General features: G+C 68.9%; 14 protein-coding genes. All 14 read right to left on the minus strand.

Annotated elements, in window-relative coordinates:
- Positions 1-86 precede the first annotated feature (86 nt).
- Positions 87-1301, minus strand: coding sequence for a cell division protein FtsZ (gene ftsZ / locus AC07O4_RS23525; RefSeq protein WP_062474218.1), 1215 nt, complete (start codon positions 1299-1301; stop codon positions 87-89).
- A 170-nt stretch (positions 1302-1471) separates the two neighbouring features.
- Positions 1472-2701 (minus strand): cell division protein FtsA, encoded by a 1230-nt coding sequence (gene ftsA / locus AC07O4_RS23530; protein WP_056575685.1) that lies wholly within the window; start codon positions 2699-2701, stop codon positions 1472-1474.
- 20 nt (positions 2702-2721) lie between these two features.
- The gene (locus AC07O4_RS23535) at positions 2722-3510 is read right to left on the minus strand and encodes a cell division protein FtsQ/DivIB (protein ID WP_062474220.1); all 789 of its coding nucleotides are present in this window, start codon (positions 3508-3510) and stop codon (positions 2722-2724) included.
- 3 nt (positions 3511-3513) lie between these two features.
- Complete coding sequence (locus AC07O4_RS23540; protein WP_062474222.1) at positions 3514-4485, minus strand: D-alanine--D-alanine ligase; 972 nt, start codon at positions 4483-4485, stop codon at positions 3514-3516.
- Entirely contained in the window at positions 4482-5945 is a 1464-nt protein-coding gene (murC, locus tag AC07O4_RS23545) for a UDP-N-acetylmuramate--L-alanine ligase (RefSeq protein WP_159278558.1), read from the minus strand. Before murC ends, AC07O4_RS23540 begins: the two co-directional genes overlap by 4 nt.
- Positions 5942-7006: an undecaprenyldiphospho-muramoylpentapeptide beta-N-acetylglucosaminyltransferase gene (gene murG / locus AC07O4_RS23550; RefSeq protein ID WP_495305810.1), complete on the minus strand. Its 1065-nt coding sequence runs from the start codon at positions 7004-7006 to the stop codon at positions 5942-5944. The genes murC and murG overlap by 4 nt, the downstream gene beginning before the upstream one ends.
- Positions 7003-8298 (minus strand): putative lipid II flippase FtsW, encoded by a 1296-nt coding sequence (gene ftsW, locus AC07O4_RS23555; RefSeq protein ID WP_062474228.1) that lies wholly within the window; start codon positions 8296-8298, stop codon positions 7003-7005. Before ftsW ends, murG begins: the two co-directional genes overlap by 4 nt.
- On the minus strand, positions 8295-10580 hold the full coding sequence (gene murD / locus AC07O4_RS23560; RefSeq protein ID WP_495305811.1) for a UDP-N-acetylmuramoyl-L-alanine--D-glutamate ligase: 2286 nt from the start codon (positions 10578-10580) through the stop codon (positions 8295-8297). Before murD ends, ftsW begins: the two co-directional genes overlap by 4 nt.
- 10 nt (positions 10581-10590) lie before the next feature.
- Entirely contained in the window at positions 10591-11769 is a 1179-nt protein-coding gene (mraY, locus tag AC07O4_RS23565; RefSeq protein ID WP_070060130.1) for a phospho-N-acetylmuramoyl-pentapeptide-transferase, read from the minus strand.
- Positions 11770-11784: 15 nt separating this feature from the next.
- Positions 11785-13224, minus strand: a complete 1440-nt coding sequence (locus tag AC07O4_RS23570) for a UDP-N-acetylmuramoyl-tripeptide--D-alanyl-D-alanine ligase (RefSeq protein ID WP_495305849.1) — start codon at positions 13222-13224, stop codon at positions 11785-11787.
- 5 nt (positions 13225-13229) lie between these two features.
- Positions 13230-14786 (minus strand): UDP-N-acetylmuramoyl-L-alanyl-D-glutamate--2,6-diaminopimelate ligase, encoded by a 1557-nt coding sequence (locus AC07O4_RS23575; RefSeq protein WP_495305812.1) that lies wholly within the window; start codon positions 14784-14786, stop codon positions 13230-13232.
- Position 14787: 1 nt separating this feature from the next.
- Entirely contained in the window at positions 14788-16542 is a 1755-nt protein-coding gene (locus AC07O4_RS23580) for a peptidoglycan D,D-transpeptidase FtsI family protein (RefSeq protein WP_062474234.1), read from the minus strand.
- A complete protein-coding gene (ftsL, locus tag AC07O4_RS23585) occupies positions 16539-16880 on the minus strand; it encodes a cell division protein FtsL (protein WP_062474236.1) in 342 nt (113 codons plus the stop codon). The genes AC07O4_RS23580 and ftsL overlap by 4 nt, the downstream gene beginning before the upstream one ends.
- A gap of 2 nt (positions 16881-16882) precedes the next feature.
- Positions 16883-17806 (minus strand): 16S rRNA (cytosine(1402)-N(4))-methyltransferase RsmH, encoded by a 924-nt coding sequence (rsmH, locus tag AC07O4_RS23590; RefSeq protein ID WP_062474238.1) that lies wholly within the window; start codon positions 17804-17806, stop codon positions 16883-16885.
- Positions 17807-17808: the final 2 nt, after the last annotated feature.

Genomic DNA, 17808 nt, shown 5'->3' on the forward strand with positions numbered 1-17808 from the left:
ACCGGCTTTGCCGGGCCGCAGGTGTTGCCCCCGGTAGGGGGTTGGAGAAGCGACACGAAGTGCGCGTAGCCTGGGGGCGAGCCTATTTAGTCTGCTTGACGGCGCAGGAATGCGGGGATTTCGAAGTCGTCCATGCCACCCGACGACAGTGCATCGACCTTGGCAGCGGCCATCGTGCGGTTGGTGCGCCACACGCTGGGCACGGCCATGCCGTCGTAGTTGGGCTGGCTGCCCGAACCACCACCCGCGTGGCCCACGCCGCCGAGCGTCGGCACGGTGAACGGGATGTTGTCGGTGCCGGTGCGGATCACTTCGAGCGTCGGGGCCTGGCGGCGTGCGTCGGCGCGCGACAGGCCCGTGGCCACCACCGTGACGCGCATCTGGTCGCCCAGGCTTTCGTCGTAGGCGGCGCCGTAGATCACGTGCGCGTCCGGCGAGGCGTAGGCGCGGATGGTGTTCATCGCGAGCTTCGACTCGTTCAGCTTCAGCGAACCCTTCGACGCTGTCACCAGCACCAGCACGCCCTTGGCACCCGAGAGGTCGATGCCTTCGAGCAGCGGGCAGGCCACGGCCTGTTCGGCGGCGATGCGCGCGCGATCCGGGCCTGCAGCCGCGGCCGTGCCCATCATGGCCTTGCCGGGTTCGCCCATCACGGTGCGCACGTCTTCGAAGTCGACGTTCACGCCGCCGTACTCGTTGATGATTTCCGAGATGCCGCCCACGGCGTTCTTCAGCACGTCGTTGGCATGCGCGAAGGCTTCGTCCTGGGTGATGTCTTCACCGAGCACGTCCAGCAGCTTCTCGTTGAGCACCACGATCAGCGAGTCGACGTTGGCTTCGAGTTCGGCCAGGCCGGCGTCGGCGTTGGTCATGCGGCGGCCGCCTTCCCAGTCGAAAGGCTTGGTCACCACGCCCACCGTCAGGATGCCCATTTCCTTGGCCACGCGCGCGATCACAGGTGCCGCGCCGGTGCCCGTGCCGCCGCCCATGCCGGCCGTGATGAACAGCATGTGCGCGCCGTCGATGGCAGCGCGGATGTCGTCCACCGCGGCTTCGGCCGCGTCACGGCCCTTCTCGGGCTTGCTGCCGGCGCCCAGGCCGCTGATGCCCAACTGGATGTTCTTGTGCGCGTTGCTGCGTTGCAGGGCTTGCGCGTCGGTGTTGGCGCAAACGAACTGCACGCCTTGCACACCACGCTCCATCATGTGGGCGACCGCATTGCCACCGCCGCCGCCGACACCGATCACCTTGATCTGCGTGCCCTGGTTGAATTCTTCGACTTCGATCATTTCGATGGTCATTTCTAACTCCTTGAATATTGCAGTTGCCGTTATGTGTCTATGAATATTTCTTTTGCCGTGACGTGATCAACGGGATCGCCGTCGCGATGGTGGACCGGTGCGTCGCCATCGCTCGTTGAAATGCAGCGGAGGGCCCGCGCGTGCGAGCCAGAGTGGGGAGTGGTTCATGGTCAGAAGTTCCCCACGATGAAGTCCTTGAAACGTCCGAACGCAGTCTTTACGGACCCGTTCTTCTGTGCGACCTTGAAGCCACGCATGCGTGCAAAACGTGCCTCTTCGAGCAGGCCCATCACGGTGGCCGCGCGCGGCTGCGCCACCATGTCCGAGAGCGCGCTCGAGTACTTCGGGATGCCGCGGCGCACGGGCTTGAGGAAGATGTCTTCACCGAGCTCGACCATGCCGGGCATGACGGCGCTGCCGCCCGTGAGCACCACGCCCGACGACAGCACTTCCTCGTAGCCCGACTCGCGCACCACCTGCTGCACCAGCGAGAAGATTTCTTCGATGCGCGGCTCGATCACGCCGGCAAGCGCCTGCTTGCTCAACATGCGCGGGCCGCGATCGCCAAGGCCGGGGACTTCGACCTGCGATTCAGGGTCGGCCAGCAGCTGCTTGGCGTAGCCGTGCTCGACCTTGATGTCCTCCGCGTCCTTGGTGGGCGTGCGCAGGGCCATCGCAATGTCGCTCGTGATGAGGTCGCCCGCGATCGGGATCACGGCAGTGTGGCGGATCGCGCCGTTGGTGAAGATCGCCACGTCGGTGGTGCCCGCGCCGATGTCGACCAGCACCACGCCCAGCTCGCGCTCGTCTTCGGTCAGCACCGCCTGGCTCGAGGCCAGCGGGTTCAGCATCAGCTGGTCGACCTCCAGGCCGCAGCGGCGCACGCACTTGATGATGTTCTCGGCCGCGCTCTGCGCGCCGGTCACGATGTGCACCTTGGCTTCCAGGCGCATGCCGCTCATGCCGATCGGCTCCTTCACGTCCTGGCCGTCGATCACGAACTCCTGCGGCTCCACCAGCAACAGGCGCTGGTCGCTCGAGATGTTGATGGCACGCGCCGTCTCGACCACGCGGGCCACGTCGGCGGGCGTGACTTCCTTGTCCTTCACCGCCACCATGCCACTCGAGTTGATGCCGCGGATGTGGCTGCCGGTGATGCCGGTGTAGACGCGGCTGATCTTGCAGTCGGCCATCAGCTCGGCTTCTTTCAGCGCCTGCTGGATGCTCTGCACGGTGGCGTCGATGTTCACCACGACGCCGCGCTTGAGGCCGTTGCTGGGCGCGATGCCCAGGCCGGCCAGCTTGAGCTCGCCGCCTTGCAGCACCTCGGCCACGACCACCATCACCTTGGCGGTTCCGATGTCCAGGCCTACGACCAGGTCTTTGTATTCTTTGGGCATGTAGATGTCCTCGGTATTCGCTACTTGATTTTTCTTGGGGCCTCGGGCGAGACCGTGGTGACGCCGCGCAGCCGCAGGGCATACGCGTCGTTGTGGCGCAGATCGGCGCGTTCGACGTCGGCCACCGTGCGGCGGTACTGGCCCGCGACCTGCGTCACGGTCTTCAGGAACCGCTGCAGGCGCGCCGACACCTCGTCGCTCTGGCCGCGGCCGAGCTCGATCTCGGCCCCGCTGTCCAGCAGCACCTTCCAGCTGCCGCGGCTGGACAGCCGCAGCTCGGCGATGTCGAAGTCGTAGGGCTCGAACATCGGCGCGAGCACGCGGTACATGCCCAGCACCTGCCCGGCCTGCTCGATCGGGCCGTCCAGGCGCGGCAGGTCGGCATCGACCTCGGCCACGTTGGCCTCGAACACGTCGCCGAAGCCGTTGATCAGCTTGGAGCCGGCCTCGTCGCCCCACACCGCCACCGGCACCTGCTCGGTCAGCGTCACGCGCAGCTTGTTCGGGAACTCGCGCCGCACCACCGCGCTGCGCACCCACGGCACCGTTTCGAAGGCGGTGCGCGCACGCGCCAGGTCGATGGTGAAGAAGTTGCCCTTGAGCTGCGGCGCCACGTTGGCGCGCAGCGTGACCGCGTTGTTGTGCGTGACCTCGCCGTCCACCTTGATGCCCGAGATCGGGAAGAAAGGCTGGCGCAGCACCCACCACGCGCTCGCCGCCAGCAGCATGAGCGCCACCAGCACGAACGCAACGTTCGCGACGATGTTCATCAGCTTGACGTCGAAGGGAGCGGGGATGCTGTCGGCCATGGCTTAGTTCGCGCCTCCCTTGGCATCCAGCGATGCGGACGCGAGCACGCGCACGCACAGCTCTTCGTAGGGAATGCCCGCCGCGCGCGCCGACATCGGCACCAGCGAATGGCTGGTCATGCCGGGCGAGGTGTTCATCTCGAGCAGGAAGGGCTTGCGGTCGCTGGCGCGGATCATCACGTCGGCGCGGCCCCAGCCGCGGCAGCCGAGCGTGTGGTACGCCGCCAGCGTGATGCGCTGGATCTCGCGTTCCTCGGCTTCGGGCAGGCCGCTCGGGCACTGGTACTTCACGTCGTCGGTGAAGTACTTGTTCTGGTAGTCGTAGGCGCCCTCGGGCGCGGCGATGCGCACCACCGGCAGCGCGCGTGCATCGAGCCCCTGGCCGAGCACGGCGCAGGTGACTTCCTCGCCGTCGATGAACTCCTCGCACAGCACGTCGGCGTCGAACTTGGCCGACAGCGCGACCGCATCCTGCATCTGCGAGTAGCCCTCGACCTTGGTCACGCCGATGGACGAGCCCTCGCGCGGCGGCTTCACGATCAGCGGCAGGCCCAGCACGTCGGGCACCACCATGATCTGCTCGCGGCTTTGCTGGTCGAAGGCCAGGCGCACGTACTTGGGCGTGGGCAGGCCGTCGGCCTGCCAGATGCGCTTGGTCATGACCTTGTCCATGGCCACGCTCGAGGCCATCACGCCCGAGCCGGTGTAGGGAATGCCGAGCAGCTCGAGCGCGCCCTGCACCGTGCCGTCTTCGCCGTGGCGGCCATGCAGCGCGACGAAGCAGCGCGCGAAGCCTTCGCGCTTGAGGTCGGTCAACTCGCGCTCCGACGGGTCGAAGGCATGCGCGTCGACGCCGCGCGAACGCAGGGCCTGTAGCACGCCGGCACCGGACATCAGCGACACCTCGCGTTCGGCGGAACTGCCGCCGAACAGCACGGCGACCTTGCCGAAAAGTTGTGGATCCTGAAGGCTCACGCGGCCCTCCCCTTGCGCGCAGTGCGCTCTGAAGTTGTTGATGAGGGTGCGGGCGGCGTGCCGAGTTCGACCACCTTGCCCGGCACCGCGCCGATGGAGCCTGCGCCCATGCACAGCACCACGTCGCCCGCGCGGGCGTTGTCCAGGATGGCCTGCGGCATGGCGACGATGTCGTCCACGAACACCGGCTCGACCTTGCCGGCCACGCGCAGCGCGCGCGCCAGCGTGCGGCCGTCGGCGGCCACGATGGGCGCCTCGCCCGCGGCATAGACCTCGCCCAGCAAGACCGAATCGGCCGTGCCGATGATCTTCACGAAGTCCTCGAAGCAGTCGCGCGTGCGGGTGTAGCGGTGCGGCTGGAAGGCCAGCACCAGCCGGCGCCCCGGGAAGGCGCCGCGCGCGGCCGCGATGGTGGCCGCCATCTCGACCGGGTGGTGGCCGTAGTCGTCGATGACGGTGAAGCGCCCGCCTGCCGTGTCGTTCGGCACGGCCACGTCGCCGTAGCTCTGGAAGCGGCGGCCCACGCCCTTGAAGCCGGCGAGGCCGCGCTGCACCGCTTCGTCGGCAATGCCGAGCTCGACCGCCATGGCGATCACCGACAGCGCGTTGCGCACGTTGTGCTCGCCCGGCAGGTTCAGCACGATGGGCAGGTCGGGCAGCGTCACGCCGTTGCGGCGCTGCGCGGTGAAATGCATCTGGCCGCCGACGGCGCGCACGTCGATGGCGCGCACCTGGGCGTCCTCGCCGAAGCCGTAGCTGGTGACCGGGCAGGTCACGTCGGCCACGATCTCGCGCACCGCCGGATCGTCGGTGCACAGGATGGCCACGCCGTAGAACGGCATGCGGTGCAGGAAATCGACGAAGGCCTTCTTCAGCTTCGCAAAGTCGTGCCCGTAGGTCTCCATGTGGTCGGCGTCGATGTTCGTGACCACCGCCATCACGGGCAGCAGGTTCAGGAACGAGGCGTCCGACTCGTCGGCCTCGACCACGATGTAGTCGCCGCTGCCCAGCTGCGCGTTGGCGCCGGCGCTGTTCAGGCGCCCGCCGATCACGAAGGTCGGGTCGAGCCCGGCGGCCTCGAGCACGCTGGCGGCCAGGCTGGTGGTGGTGGTCTTGCCGTGCGTGCCGGCGATGGCGATGCCCTGCTTCAGGCGCATCAGCTCGGCGAGCATGAGCGCGCGCGGCACGACGGGAATGCGCTTTTCGCGCGCGGCCAGCACCTCGGGGTTGTCCGACTGCACGGCGGTGGAGGTGACGACCGCGTCGGCGCCGTCGATGTGCGCGGCGGCATGGCCCACGAAGGTGCCGATGCCCAGGCCCGCGAGGCGGCGCAGCGTGGCGCTGTCGGACAGGTCGGAGCCGGTGATCTTGTAGCCCAGGTTCAGCAGCACCTCGGCAATGCCGCTCATGCCCGAGCCGCCGACGCCGACGAAGTGGATGTGACGGATCGCGTGCTTCATTTCGCAAGCTCCTCGCAGGCGCGGACAACCGCGTCCACTGCTTCGGTCTTCTGCAGGGTCTTGGCCTTGGTGGCCTTGTCGATCAAGGTCGCGCGTTCGGTTTTCTGTAGCAAATCAGCCAGCAATTCAGGGGTGAGGTCGGTCTGTTGCACCAGCCAGCCGCCGCCCGCGTCCACGAGGAAGCGCGCGTTGGTGGTCTGGTGGTCGTCGACCGCCGAGGGGAAAGGCACGAACAGCGCTGCTGCGCCGACGGCCGCGATTTCGGTGACGGTGCTGGCGCCGGCGCGCGCGACGATGAGGTCGGCCTCGGCGTACGCCTGCGCGGTGTCGTCGATGAAGGGCGTGAGTTCGCCCTCGACGCCGGCCGCCGCATAGTTGGCGCGCAGCTCGTCGATCTGCTTGGCGCCGCTCTGGTGCAGCACCTGCGGGCGTTCGGCGGGCGCGATGCGCGCCAGCGCCTGCGGCACGACGGTGTTGAGCGCACGCGCGCCCAGGCTGCCGCCGACCACCAGCAATTTGAGCGGTCCCGTACGGCCCGCGAAGCGCGTGGCCGGATCGGGCTGCGACGTGAACGCCGCGCGCAGCGGATTGCCCACCCACTGCGCCTTCTTCAGCACGTTCGGGAAGGCCGTGAACACGCGGTCGGCCACGCCCGCCAGCACCTTGTTGGCGAGGCCGGCGACCGAGTTCTGCTCGTGCAGCACCAGCGGCTTGCCCATGAGCACGCCCATCATCCCGCCCGGGAAAGTGATGTAGCCGCCCAGGCCCACGAGCACGTCGGGCTTCACGCGGCGCACCACGGCCAGGCTCTGCCAGAAGGCGCGCAGCAGCTTCAGCGGCAACAGGAACAGCGTGAGCGGACCCTTGCCGCGCACCCCGCCGAACTGCACCGGCTCGAAGGCGAAGCCGCGCGGGGGCACGAGTTTTTCTTCCATGCTGCCGGGCGCGCCCAGCCAGTGCACACGCCAGCCGCGCTCCCGCAGGGCCTCGGCCACGGCCAGGCCCGGGAAGATGTGGCCGCCCGTGCCGCCTGCCATGACGAGTGCCGTACGGCCGGTCATACGCGACCTCCCCGCATGAGCACGCGGTTCTCGTAGTCGATGCGCAGCACGACGGCGAGCGCCACGAGGTTCATCAAGATCGCCGAGCCACCGAAGCTCATCAGCGGCAAGGTCAGGCCCTTGGTCGGCAGTGCGCCCAGGTTCACGCCCATGTTGATGAAGGCCTGGAAGCCGATCCACACGCCCACGCCCTGGGCCACGAGGCCCGAGAACACGCGGTCCAGCGCGATCGCCTGGCGGCCGATGTGCATGATGCGGCGCGTGAGCCACAGGAACAGGCCGATGATCAGCAGCACGCCGATGAGGCCGAACTCTTCGCCGATCACCGCCAGCAGGAAGTCGGTGTGCGCCTCGGGCAGCCAGTGCAGCTTCTCGACGCTGCCGCCCAGGCCCACGCCGAAGACCTCGCCGCGCCCGATGGCGATCAGCGAGTGCGACAGCTGGTAGCCCTTGCCCAGCGCGTGCTCTTCGCTCCACGGATCGAGGTACGCAAAGATGCGCTCGCGGCGCCACGGGCTGCTCGCCACGATGGAGCCGAAGGCCACCACCACCAGCGTCGCGATCACGAAGAACATGCGCGCGTTCACGCCGCCCAAAAACAGGATGCCCATGGCGATCACGGCGATCACCATGAAAGCGCCCATGTCGGGCTCGGCCATCACCAGCATGCCGACCACCACCACCGCGATGCCCATCGGCAGCACGGCGCGGAAGAACCGCTCCTTGATCTCCATCTTGCGCACCATGTAGCTGGCGGCATAGAGCACCATCGCGAACTTGGCCAGCTCCGACGGCTGGAAGCGCATGAAGCCCATCGGCAGCCAGCGGCGCGCGCCGTTCACGTTGATGCCGATGTGCGGAATGAGCACCGCCACCAGCAGCAGCAGCGAAGCCACGAAGAGCCAGGGCGCGGCGCGCTCCCAGGTCTTCATCGGGACCTGGAAGGTCAGCAGCGCGGCGATGAAAGCGATGACCAGCGACGCCGCATGCCGCGTGAGGAAGTACGAGGCGCTGTAGCCGGCGCGTGCGAAGCGCGGGTTGTCGGGCAGCGCGATCGAGGCCGAATACACCATGATCAGGCCCCAGGTCATCAGCGCGACCGTGACCCAGACCAGCGCCTGGTCGAAGCCCAGCACGCGCATCGGCGTGGCCTTGGTCTGCGCGACGCCGGCGCCGCCCAGCCGCACAGGCAGGTGCACGGGCAGCGAATCCATGCCGCTGCGGGCGCGCCGGAACCAGCCGCCGAAACGGCTGCCGGTGCTGGTTTCCTGGCCTGCGGCTGCGGAGTTCAAATCGGGTCCTCCATCGATCCGGTGGTGGACAGCGACGCGCTGGGCACGTACGACACCACCGCGTCGTCGCCACCCACGGCCTCGCGCGGGCTGTCGGCGTAAGCCTCCACGGCCTCGCAGAACACCTCGGCGCGGTGCGCGTAGTCCTTGAACATGTCGAAGCTCGCACAGGCCGGTGACAGCAGCACGGCATCGCCGGGGTGGGCGCGCGCGGCGGCGAGCTTCACGGCCTCTTCCATCGAGCCCGCGTGCTTCAGCGAGACGCCGGTGGAAGCCAGCGCGGCCTCGATCAGCGGGGCGTCGCGGCCGATGAGCACGACGGCGCGCGCGTACTGGCGCACGGGGTCGGCCAGCGGCTCGAAGTCCTGGCCCTTGCCTTCGCCGCCGAGGATCACGACCACGCGGCGCTCCTCGCCGAGGCCGCTCAGTGCGGCCACGGTAGCGCCGACGTTGGTGCCCTTGCTGTCGTCGAAGAATTCGACCTCGTCCACGATGGCGATCGGCTCGACGCGGTGCGGCTCGCCGCGGTACTCGCGCAGGCCGTAGAGCATCGGGCCCAGCGGGCAGTCGGCGGCACTGGCGAGCGCGAGCGCGGCCAGCGCGTTCATCGCGTTGTGGCGGCCGCGGATGCGCAGCGCGTCGGCGGGCATGAGGCGCTGGAAGAAGAGCTCTTCTTCCACCACCGCGCCGCGCTTGCGCTTCTGCGTTTCGTCGGCTTCCAACGCGCGCACCAGCCAGGCCACGCCGTTGATGCGCTCGATGCCGTAGTCGCCGGGGCGCAGCGGCATCGCGCCGCCGAAGGTGACATGCGTGCGGATCTGCGGACGCTGCAGCCGCACCTTGACCGGCGGCGGCAGCATGGCCATCACGCCGGCGTCGTCGCGGTTGAGGATCATCAGGCCCTTGGCGCCGAAGATGCGCGCCTTCGCGGCCGCGTAGGCCGGCATGTCGCCATGCCAGTCGAGGTGATCCTGCGTGAGGTTGAGCACGGTCGCGGCCGTGGGCTCGAAGCCCTGCACGCCGTCGAGTTGGAAGCTCGAGAGTTCGAGCACCCACACGTCGGGCAGCGTGCCGGCGTCGAGGTGCCCCGCCAGCGTGTCGAGCAGCGTCGGGCCGATGTTGCCGGCCACGGCCACGGTCTTGCCCGCGCGCTCGACCAGCTGGCCGGTGAGCGAGGTGACGGTGGTCTTGCCGTTGGTGCCGGTGATGGCGAGCACGGCGGGCGTGTAGCCCTTGGGCGCTTCGGGCTCGGGTTCGGGTACGAGTTCGAGCTGCGGCGTGGCCTCTTCCTCGACCGCGGCCGACGCCGGGTTGGTGGCGGACAGCTCGGCGATCTTGGCGACGAACTCGGCGGCCTCGCGCGCCGCGGTGGGCACGTAGGGCTTGCCGGGGGTCGGGAGCCGGGAGACGGTGGCGGCGGGTGCGGGCGACACGGCGGGCGTTTCGGCGGCGGCTGGTGCTGCGCCGTTTTCCGTGGCTGCGTCTTCCGTCGTGGCGCCTTCGGCGACGACGTCTTCGGCGGGCGGCGTCACCGGCACGCTCAGCGATGCATCGCGCGGCATGGCTTCGGCCATGGCGGGCGGTGTGACTTCAGCGGCTTCGGTCGGTTCGACGGGAGCGACGGGTTCGGCTTCTGCGGCAGTCGCATCGACCGGCAGTGCGGCTTCGGTCGGCTCTGCCGTCGGCTCAGGAGCCACAGCGTCAGTGAGTGCAACAACGTCAGTTGCTTCAACAGGCGCAGCCGCTTCGGCTTCGCCTTCGACAACCGCAGCAGCCTCCGGCGCAGGCACTTCCGGCGTCTCGACCACCGCAGCCCCCGCCACAGGAACCTCTTCGCTCAGGGCCAGCTCGGCCTGGGCCGGCGTTTCAACGACAGGCTCGACCACGGCGGTTTCGACCGGCACTTCAGCCTCGACTTCCACCACCGGCACCTCGACCGTCCGCAGGTCGAGCAGCGCGCGCGCGAACAGGTCCAGCTCGCCGCCGACCACGAGGCCCACGGCCTTGGCGGCGTCGACGACTGGCGCCAGCGTCGCGGGCGACAGGCCCGGCGAGCGGTACACGGCGCGGATCGGCGTGCCTTCGACCAGCGCGGCCGTGAACGGCCCGCCGATGAAGGTGGCGTCGGGCAGCTCGGCCTGCAGCGTCGCGAGCGAGGCGGGCGCCTCGCGCGTGTCGGCCACGGTCACGACCGCGCCGTGGCGCGCGCACCAGCGCGCCATCGCCAGCCCGGACGCGCCGAGGCCGAGGATGAGAACGGGGAGGTCTTTCAGGTACCGCATGGTTGTGTTGTTACCGCAGCTTCAGCGTCGACAGGCCGATGAGGCACAGCAGCATCGTGATGATCCAGAAGCGCACGACGACCTGCGTCTCGCGCCAGCCGCTCTTCTCGAAGTGGTGGTGCAGCGGCGCCATCTTGAGCACGCGCCGGCCTTCGCCATAACGCTTCTTCGTGTACTTGAAGTACATGACCTGCGCCATCACCGAGATCGCCTCGACCACGAAGATGCCGCCCATGATGAAGAACACGATCTCCTGGCGCACGATGACCGCGATGGTGCCCAGCGCGCCGCCCAGCGCCAGCGCGCCCACGTCGCCCATGAAGACCTGCGCCGGATGGGTGTTGAACCAGAGGAACGCGAGGCCCGCGCCGGCCATGGCCGAGCAGAACACCAGCAGCTCGCCCGAGCCCGGGATGTTGGGGAACAGCAGGTACTTGGAGTACACCGCGCTGCCCGTGACGTAGGCGAACACGCCCAGCGCCGAGCCCACCATCACCACCGGCATGATCGCCAGGCCGTCGAGGCCGTCCGTGAGGTTCACGGCATTGCTCGCGCCCACGATCACCAGGTAGGTGAGGATCACGAAGCCGATGCCGCCCAGCGGGTAGCTCACTTCCTTGAAGAAAGGCACCAGCAGGTTGATCTTGGGCGGAAAGTCGAGGTCGAAGCCCGAGCGCACCCAGGCGTAGAACAGCTCGAGCACGCGCCAGTTGGAGCTCTCGGAAATGCTGAACAGCAGGTAGAAGCCGGCGAGCAGGCCGACCAGCGATTGCCAGAAGTACTTTTCGCGCGAGCGCATGCCTTCGGGGTCCTTGCGCACCACCTTGCGCCAGTCGTCCACCCAGCCGATGGCGCCGAAGCCCATCGTGACCCACAGCACGATCCACACGAAGCGGTTCGAGAGGTCGAACCACAGCAAGGTGGCGAAGGCGATAGCGAACAGCACCAGCACGCCGCCCATGGTGGGCGTGCCGCTCTTGGTCAGGTGCGTTTCCATGCCGTAGCCGCGGATCGGCTGGCCGATCTTGAGCGCGGCGAGGCGACGAATGACGTACGGGCCGGCCACCAGGCCGACGACGAGCGCGGTCAGCGCGGCCATCAGGGCGCGGAACGTGAGGTAGTTGAAAACGCGCAAGAACCCGAACTCGGGCGACAGCGTCTGCAGCCATTGGGCCAGGGACATCAGCATGGTGTGTTGCGCGGCTCATGCGTCATGACCGGCCTCCTTTTGTTGTTGTGCTTCGATCGCCTGCACCACGCGCTCCATCTTCATGAAGCGCGACCCCTTGACCAGCACGCTGCCCAGCTGCGGCAGGCGGGCGAGCACGGCCGCGCGGAGCGTGTCGAAATCGTCGAAATGGCGTCCATCGACACCATCGTTGTTGTTGAAAGCCGTCGCCGCATGCACGGTCTCGCCGCCCAGCGTGTAGACGGCGTCGAGCCCGCGCTGGCGCGCCCAGGCGCCGACCTCGGCGTGGAATTCCGGCGAGCGGTCGCCGACCTCGCCCATTTCGCCGAGCACCAGCAGGCGCGGCGCGGGCAGGCCGGTGAGCACGTCGATGGCGGCAATCACGGAGTCGGGGTTGGCGTTGTAGCTGTCGTCGACCAGCGTGAGCGCGTGCCCGCCGGGCAGCACGACCTCGCTGGCGCGCGAACGGCCCTTGACCGGCTCGAAGGCCGACAGGCCCGCGGCGATGGTGTCGAGCGACACGCCGGCGGCCAGCGCGCAGGCGGTGGCGGCGAGCGCGTTGCCCACGTTGTGGCGGCCCGCGATGTGCAGGCGCGCGTCGAAGGCACCCAGCGGCGTGCGCACGCGCACGCGCCAGGCGCCCTGCTGCCATTCGGCGCTGTCGAGCGCGATGTCGGCGTCGGCGTGCTCGCCGAAGGTCAGGCAGCGGCGCGAGCCGCTCTGGCGCGCCAGGTCGGTCCACAGCGAGGTGAAGGTGTCGCCGTAGGGGAACACGGCCGTGCCGTCGTCGGGCAGTTCGGCGAACACGGCGGCGTTCTCGATGGCGACCGCCTCGACGCTGGCCATGAACTCCTGGTGCTCGCGCTGCGCGTTGTTGACCAGCGCGATGGTCGGGCGCGACATGGCGGCCAGCCGCGCGATCTCGCCAGGGTGGTTCATGCCCAGCTCGAGCACCGCCAGCTGGTGCTGCGCGCGCAGGCGCATCAGCGTGAGCGGCACGCCGATCTCGTTGTTGAAGTTGCCGGCCGTGGCCAGTGCGCGGTCGGCGCGGAAGGCGGCGAGCACGGACGCGATCATCTGCGTGACCGTGGTCTTGCCGTTGCTGCCGGTGACGGCGATCAGCGGCAGGTTGAACTGCGCGCGCCAGCCGGCGCCCAGCGCACCGAGCGCGATGAGCGAATCGGGCACCTCGAGGCCGGCGAGCCCCGCGGCTTCGAGGCCGCCGTGCGCAATGGCGGCCACTGCGCCCTGCTTCTTGGCGTCGGCCAGGAAATCGTTGGCATCGAAACGCTCGCCCTTGAGCGCGACGAACAGGTCGCCGGCGGCCAGGGTGCGGGTGTCGGTGTGGACGCGGGCGATCACGGTGGCCGGGTCGCCCACGAGGCGCGACCCCGGCACCCATTGCTGCGCCTGCGCCAGCGTGAGGTTGAGCGGCGTAGAGACGGGCGTGGCCATGGCGGTCATGCGGCACCCCGCTCTGCGAGCGCGTCGAGCGCGTGGGTCTTGTCGGAGAACGGCAGGCGCTGGCCCGCGATCTCCTGCCACTCTTCGTGGCCCTTGCCGGCGATCAGCACCACGTCTTGCGGTGCGGCCTGGGCGATGGTTTCGGCGATGGCGCGCGCACGGTCGACCTGCACGCGGGCCGCCTCGACGCGCGTGAAGCCGCGCAGCGCCTGGCTGATGATCGCGTCGGGGTTCTCGTTGCGCGGGTTGTCGCTGGTGAGCACGACATGGTCGGCCTGCCGTTCGGCGACGGCCGCCATCAGCGGGCGCTTGATCGGGTCGCGGTTGCCGCCGCAGCCGAACACGCACCACAGCGCGCCGCCGCGTTGCCTGGCCAACGGGCGCAGGCCGGCGAGGGCCTTGTCGAGCGCGTCGGGCGTGTGGGCGTAGTCGACCACGGCCAGCGGCGCGCCCTCGGTCGGCTGCACGCGGTCCATGCGGCCCGGCACGCTGCTGAGGTGGGCGCAGGCCGCCACGGCCTGCGCGAGCGTGAGGCCCAGCGCGCGCAGGGTGCCGAGCACGCCGAGCAGGTTGGCGACGTTGTACTGGCCGATGAGCCCGGTCGCGAGCCGTTCGGCCGGCGCCGTGCTGCCGTGCTCGGCCACGGTGAACTGCAGGCCCTGCGCGTCGTAGCCGATGTCGCGCGCCACGAGCCGCGCGGGCTTGCCGCCGGCCGAGACGGTCCAGACGTCGAGCGCGCCGATGCCGGCGTCCAGCAGGTTGGCGCACAGGCTCGCGCCGTGCATGTCGTCGATGTTGATCACCGCGGCGCGCAGGCCGGGCCAGCGGAACAGCTCGGCCTTGGCCTGCCAGTAGGCGTCCATGCTGCCGTGGTAGTCGAGGTGGTCCTGCGTGAAATTGGTGAACACGGCGACCGCGATGCGGCAACCGTCGAGCCGGCGCTCGGCGATGCCGATCGACGAAGCCTCGATCGCGCAGGCGCCGAAGCCTTCGGTGACGAAGTCGCGCAGCGCGCGCTGCAGCATCACGGGATCGGGCGTGGTCAGGCCGGTGTAGGTGAGCTCGGGTGGCACGCCGATGCCCAGCGTGCCGACCACGGCGCAGGGCGACGGGGCGCCGCGCTCGGTGGTGCCGTCGGGGCGCATGGCGCGCACGCCGCCGGCCGCGCGCAGCGTGGACAGCGATTCGGCCAGCCACCACGCGGTGGAGGTCTTGCCGTTGGTGCCGGTCACGGCCAGCAGGTCGAGCTGGGCCGAAGGGTTGTCGTAGAAGGCGGCGGCGATCGGGCCGGTGGCGGCCTTCAGGCCGGGGTAGCTCACGATGCGTTCGTCGCCGTCGAAGCCGAAGGCGTCCACGCCCTCGTGCTCGACCAGGCAGGCCACGGCGCCCTGCGCCAGTGCGGCCGCCACGTGCTGGCGGCCGTCGGTGGCGGCGCCGGGCCAGGCGATGAAGGCATCGCCCGGGCCGACCGCGCGGCTGTCGGCCTGCAGCGCGCCCTGCACGCGCTCTTTCAGCCAGAACGCGGCGGTGGTGGGGGAAGTGAGTGTCAGCATGTCAGAAGCTCTCGGGGACGTCTTGCGTCTGCACGAGGGGTTTGACCGCCAGATCGGGCGGGACGTTCATCATGCGCAGGGTCTGCTGCACGACTTCGCTGAACACCGGCGCCGCGGCGAGGCCGCCGAAATACTGGCCGTCGGTCGGCTCGTCGATCATCACCGCGACGATGATGCGCGGCTTCTCGATGGGCGCCATGCCGGTGAACCAGGCACGGTACTTGTTGCTGGCGTAGCCCTTGCCGACCTGCTTGTGGGCCGTGCCCGACTTGCCGCCGACCGAGTAGCCCACCGTTTGCGCGCGCGTGCCGGTGCCGCCGGGGCCTGCGGCCATCTGCAGCATCTTGCGCACCGCGAGCGCGTTGGAGGGCGAGAACACCCGCACGCCGACCGGCGGCTCGGTGTTCTTCAGGATGGTGACCGGAATGATGGAGCCGTCGTGCGCGAACGAGGTGTACGAATGCGCCATCTGGAACAGCGAGGCCGACAGGCCGTAGCCGTAGGCCATGGTGGCCTGCTCGACCGGCTTCCAGGTCTTCCACGGACGCAGCCGGCCCGTCACGGCGCCGGGGAACTGAATCTGCGGCTTCTGGCCGTAGCCCAGCGCGGTGTAGGTGTCCCACATCTCGTGGGGCGTCATCTTCTGGGCGATCTTGAGCGCGCCCACGTTGCTCGACTTCTGGATCACGCCCTCCACCGTCAGCGCCCCGTAGTTGTGGGTGTCGCTGATGGTGAAGCCGCCCAGCTGGTAGCGCCCGGGCGCGGTGTCGATGATGGTCGAGGGCTTGACGCGGCCGGCCTCCAGCGCCATCGCCACGGTGATGGGCTTCATGGTCGAGCCGGGCTCGAAGGTGTCGGTGAGCGCGCGGTTGCGCAGCTGCTCGCCGGTGAGGTTCTGGCGCTTGTCGGGCACGTAGCTCGGGTAGTTGGCCAGCGCCAGCACCTCGCCGGTGGTGCTGTCGAGCACCACCACGCTGCCGGCCTTGGCACGGCGCGCCGTCACTGCGTCGCGCAGCTTCTGGTAGGCGAAGAACTGCACCTTGCTGTCGACGCTGAGCTGGATGTCGCGGCCCTCGACCGGCGGCACCTGCTCGCCCACGCCCTCGACCACGCGGCCCAGCCGGTCCTTGATGACGCGGCGCGAACCGGCCTTGCCGGCCAGTTCCTTGTTGAACGCCAGCTCGATGCCTTCCTGACCGTTGTCTTCCACGTTGGTGAAGCCCACCACGTGCGCGGCCGCCTCGCCCTCGGGGTACTGGCGCTTGTATTCCTTGCGCTGGTAGATGCCCTTGAGGTTGAGCGCCGCGATCTGCTTGGCGATGGGCTCGTCGACCTGGCGCTTGATCCAGACGAAGGTCTTGTCTTCGTCTTCGAGCTTCTTGTCGAAGTCCTTCTGCGGCATGCCGAGCAGCTTGGCCACCTGCTTGAGCTTGGCGCGCACCTCGGGGTCGTCGCGCTCCACGTCTTCGGGAATGGCCCAGATGCTGGGCGCCACCACGCTGGACGCCAGGATGAGCCCGTTGCGATCGAGGATGCGCCCGCGGTTGGCCGGCAGCTCCAGCGTGCGCGCAAAGCGCACTTCGCCCTGGCGCTGGAAGAAGCTGTTGTTGAAGACCTGCACGTACGCAGCCCGCCCCGCCAGCATGACGAAGCCGAAGGCGATGCCGGCGACGATGAACTTGCTGCGCCACACCGGCGTCTTGCTCGCGAGCAAGGGGCTGGTGGTGTAGCGCACGCTGCGGTTGCCGCGGCTCATCGGGCGGGCCTCGCGGTGGTGCCGGGCTTGGGCGGCGTGGTGGGCGGCAGCGGCGCGACGGCCGGGATCACCGAGCCGTCGGGGCGCACGTACTGCGTGATGGCCGGCGAGGCCGTGCGCATCTGCAGCTGTTCCTTGGCCAGCTTCTCCACGCGCAGCGGCGTGGCCTGGGCGCGCTTCTCGACCTGCAGGCGGTCATGCTCGGTTTCGAGCTTGCGCGTCTCCTGCAGCGCGCGGTCGAACTCCGTGTAGAGCTGGCGCGACTGGTACTGGGTGTGCACAAGGTACAAAGCCGTCGCAATGACGGCCAGCAGAAGAAGCAGGTTGATGCGCGCCATGGCTACCCGGCCTCCGTGCGTTCGGCCACCCGGAGGATGGCGCTGCGCGAGCGCGGGTTGCCGCGCACCTCTTCTTCGGACGGCTTGATGCGCTCGAGCGCGTGCAGCTTCATCACCTTGGGCGCGGCGAAGGGCGCGCGGCGGTCGTAGACCTCCTTCGAGTGCTTGGCGATGAACTGCTTGACGATGCGGTCTTCGAGCGAATGGAAGCTGATCACCGCGAGGCGGCCGCCGGGCGCGAGCACCGACAGGCTGGCCTCTAGCGCTTGTTGCAGCTCCTCAAGCTCGGCGTTGATGAAAATCCGAAAAGCCTGAAATGTGCGCGTTGCAGGGTTCTGGCCCTGCTCGCGGGTTTTGACCGTGCCAGCCACGAGCTCGGCCAGTTCGGTGGTGGTTGAAATTGCGCCCCGTTCTTGTCTGCGAGCAACAATCGCCTTTGCAATCTGAACAGCAAACCGTTCTTCGCCATAGTCACGGATCACCTCTGCAATTTGTTGAAGTTCGGCCGTTGCCAGCCATTCGGCCACGCTCTCGCCGCGCGTGGTGTCCATGCGCATGTCGAGCGGACCGTCGAAACGGAAACTGAAACCGCGCACCGGGTTGTCGATCTGCGGCGAACTCACGCCCAGGTCCATCAGCAAGCCGTTGACGCTGGCATCGGGCAATTCGCCCAGCGAGCGGAATCCCTGGTGGCGGATAGAAAAACGCGCATCCGAGATGCGCGCTGCTTCGGCCACCGCTTCTGCATCCTTGTCGAATGCGATGAGCCTGCCTTCCGGCGCCAGCCGCGCGAGGATGGCGCGCGCATGTCCTCCGCGGCCGAAGGTGGCGTCCACGTACGTGCCCGTGGCTGCCGCGCTGCCGGAAAGAAGGGCTTCCACCGCCTCGTTCAACAAGACGGTCGTGTGGGTCAGGGGGGTGTTCACGG

This window comes from Variovorax sp. GW821-FHT09D04, from assembly GCF_059416405.1.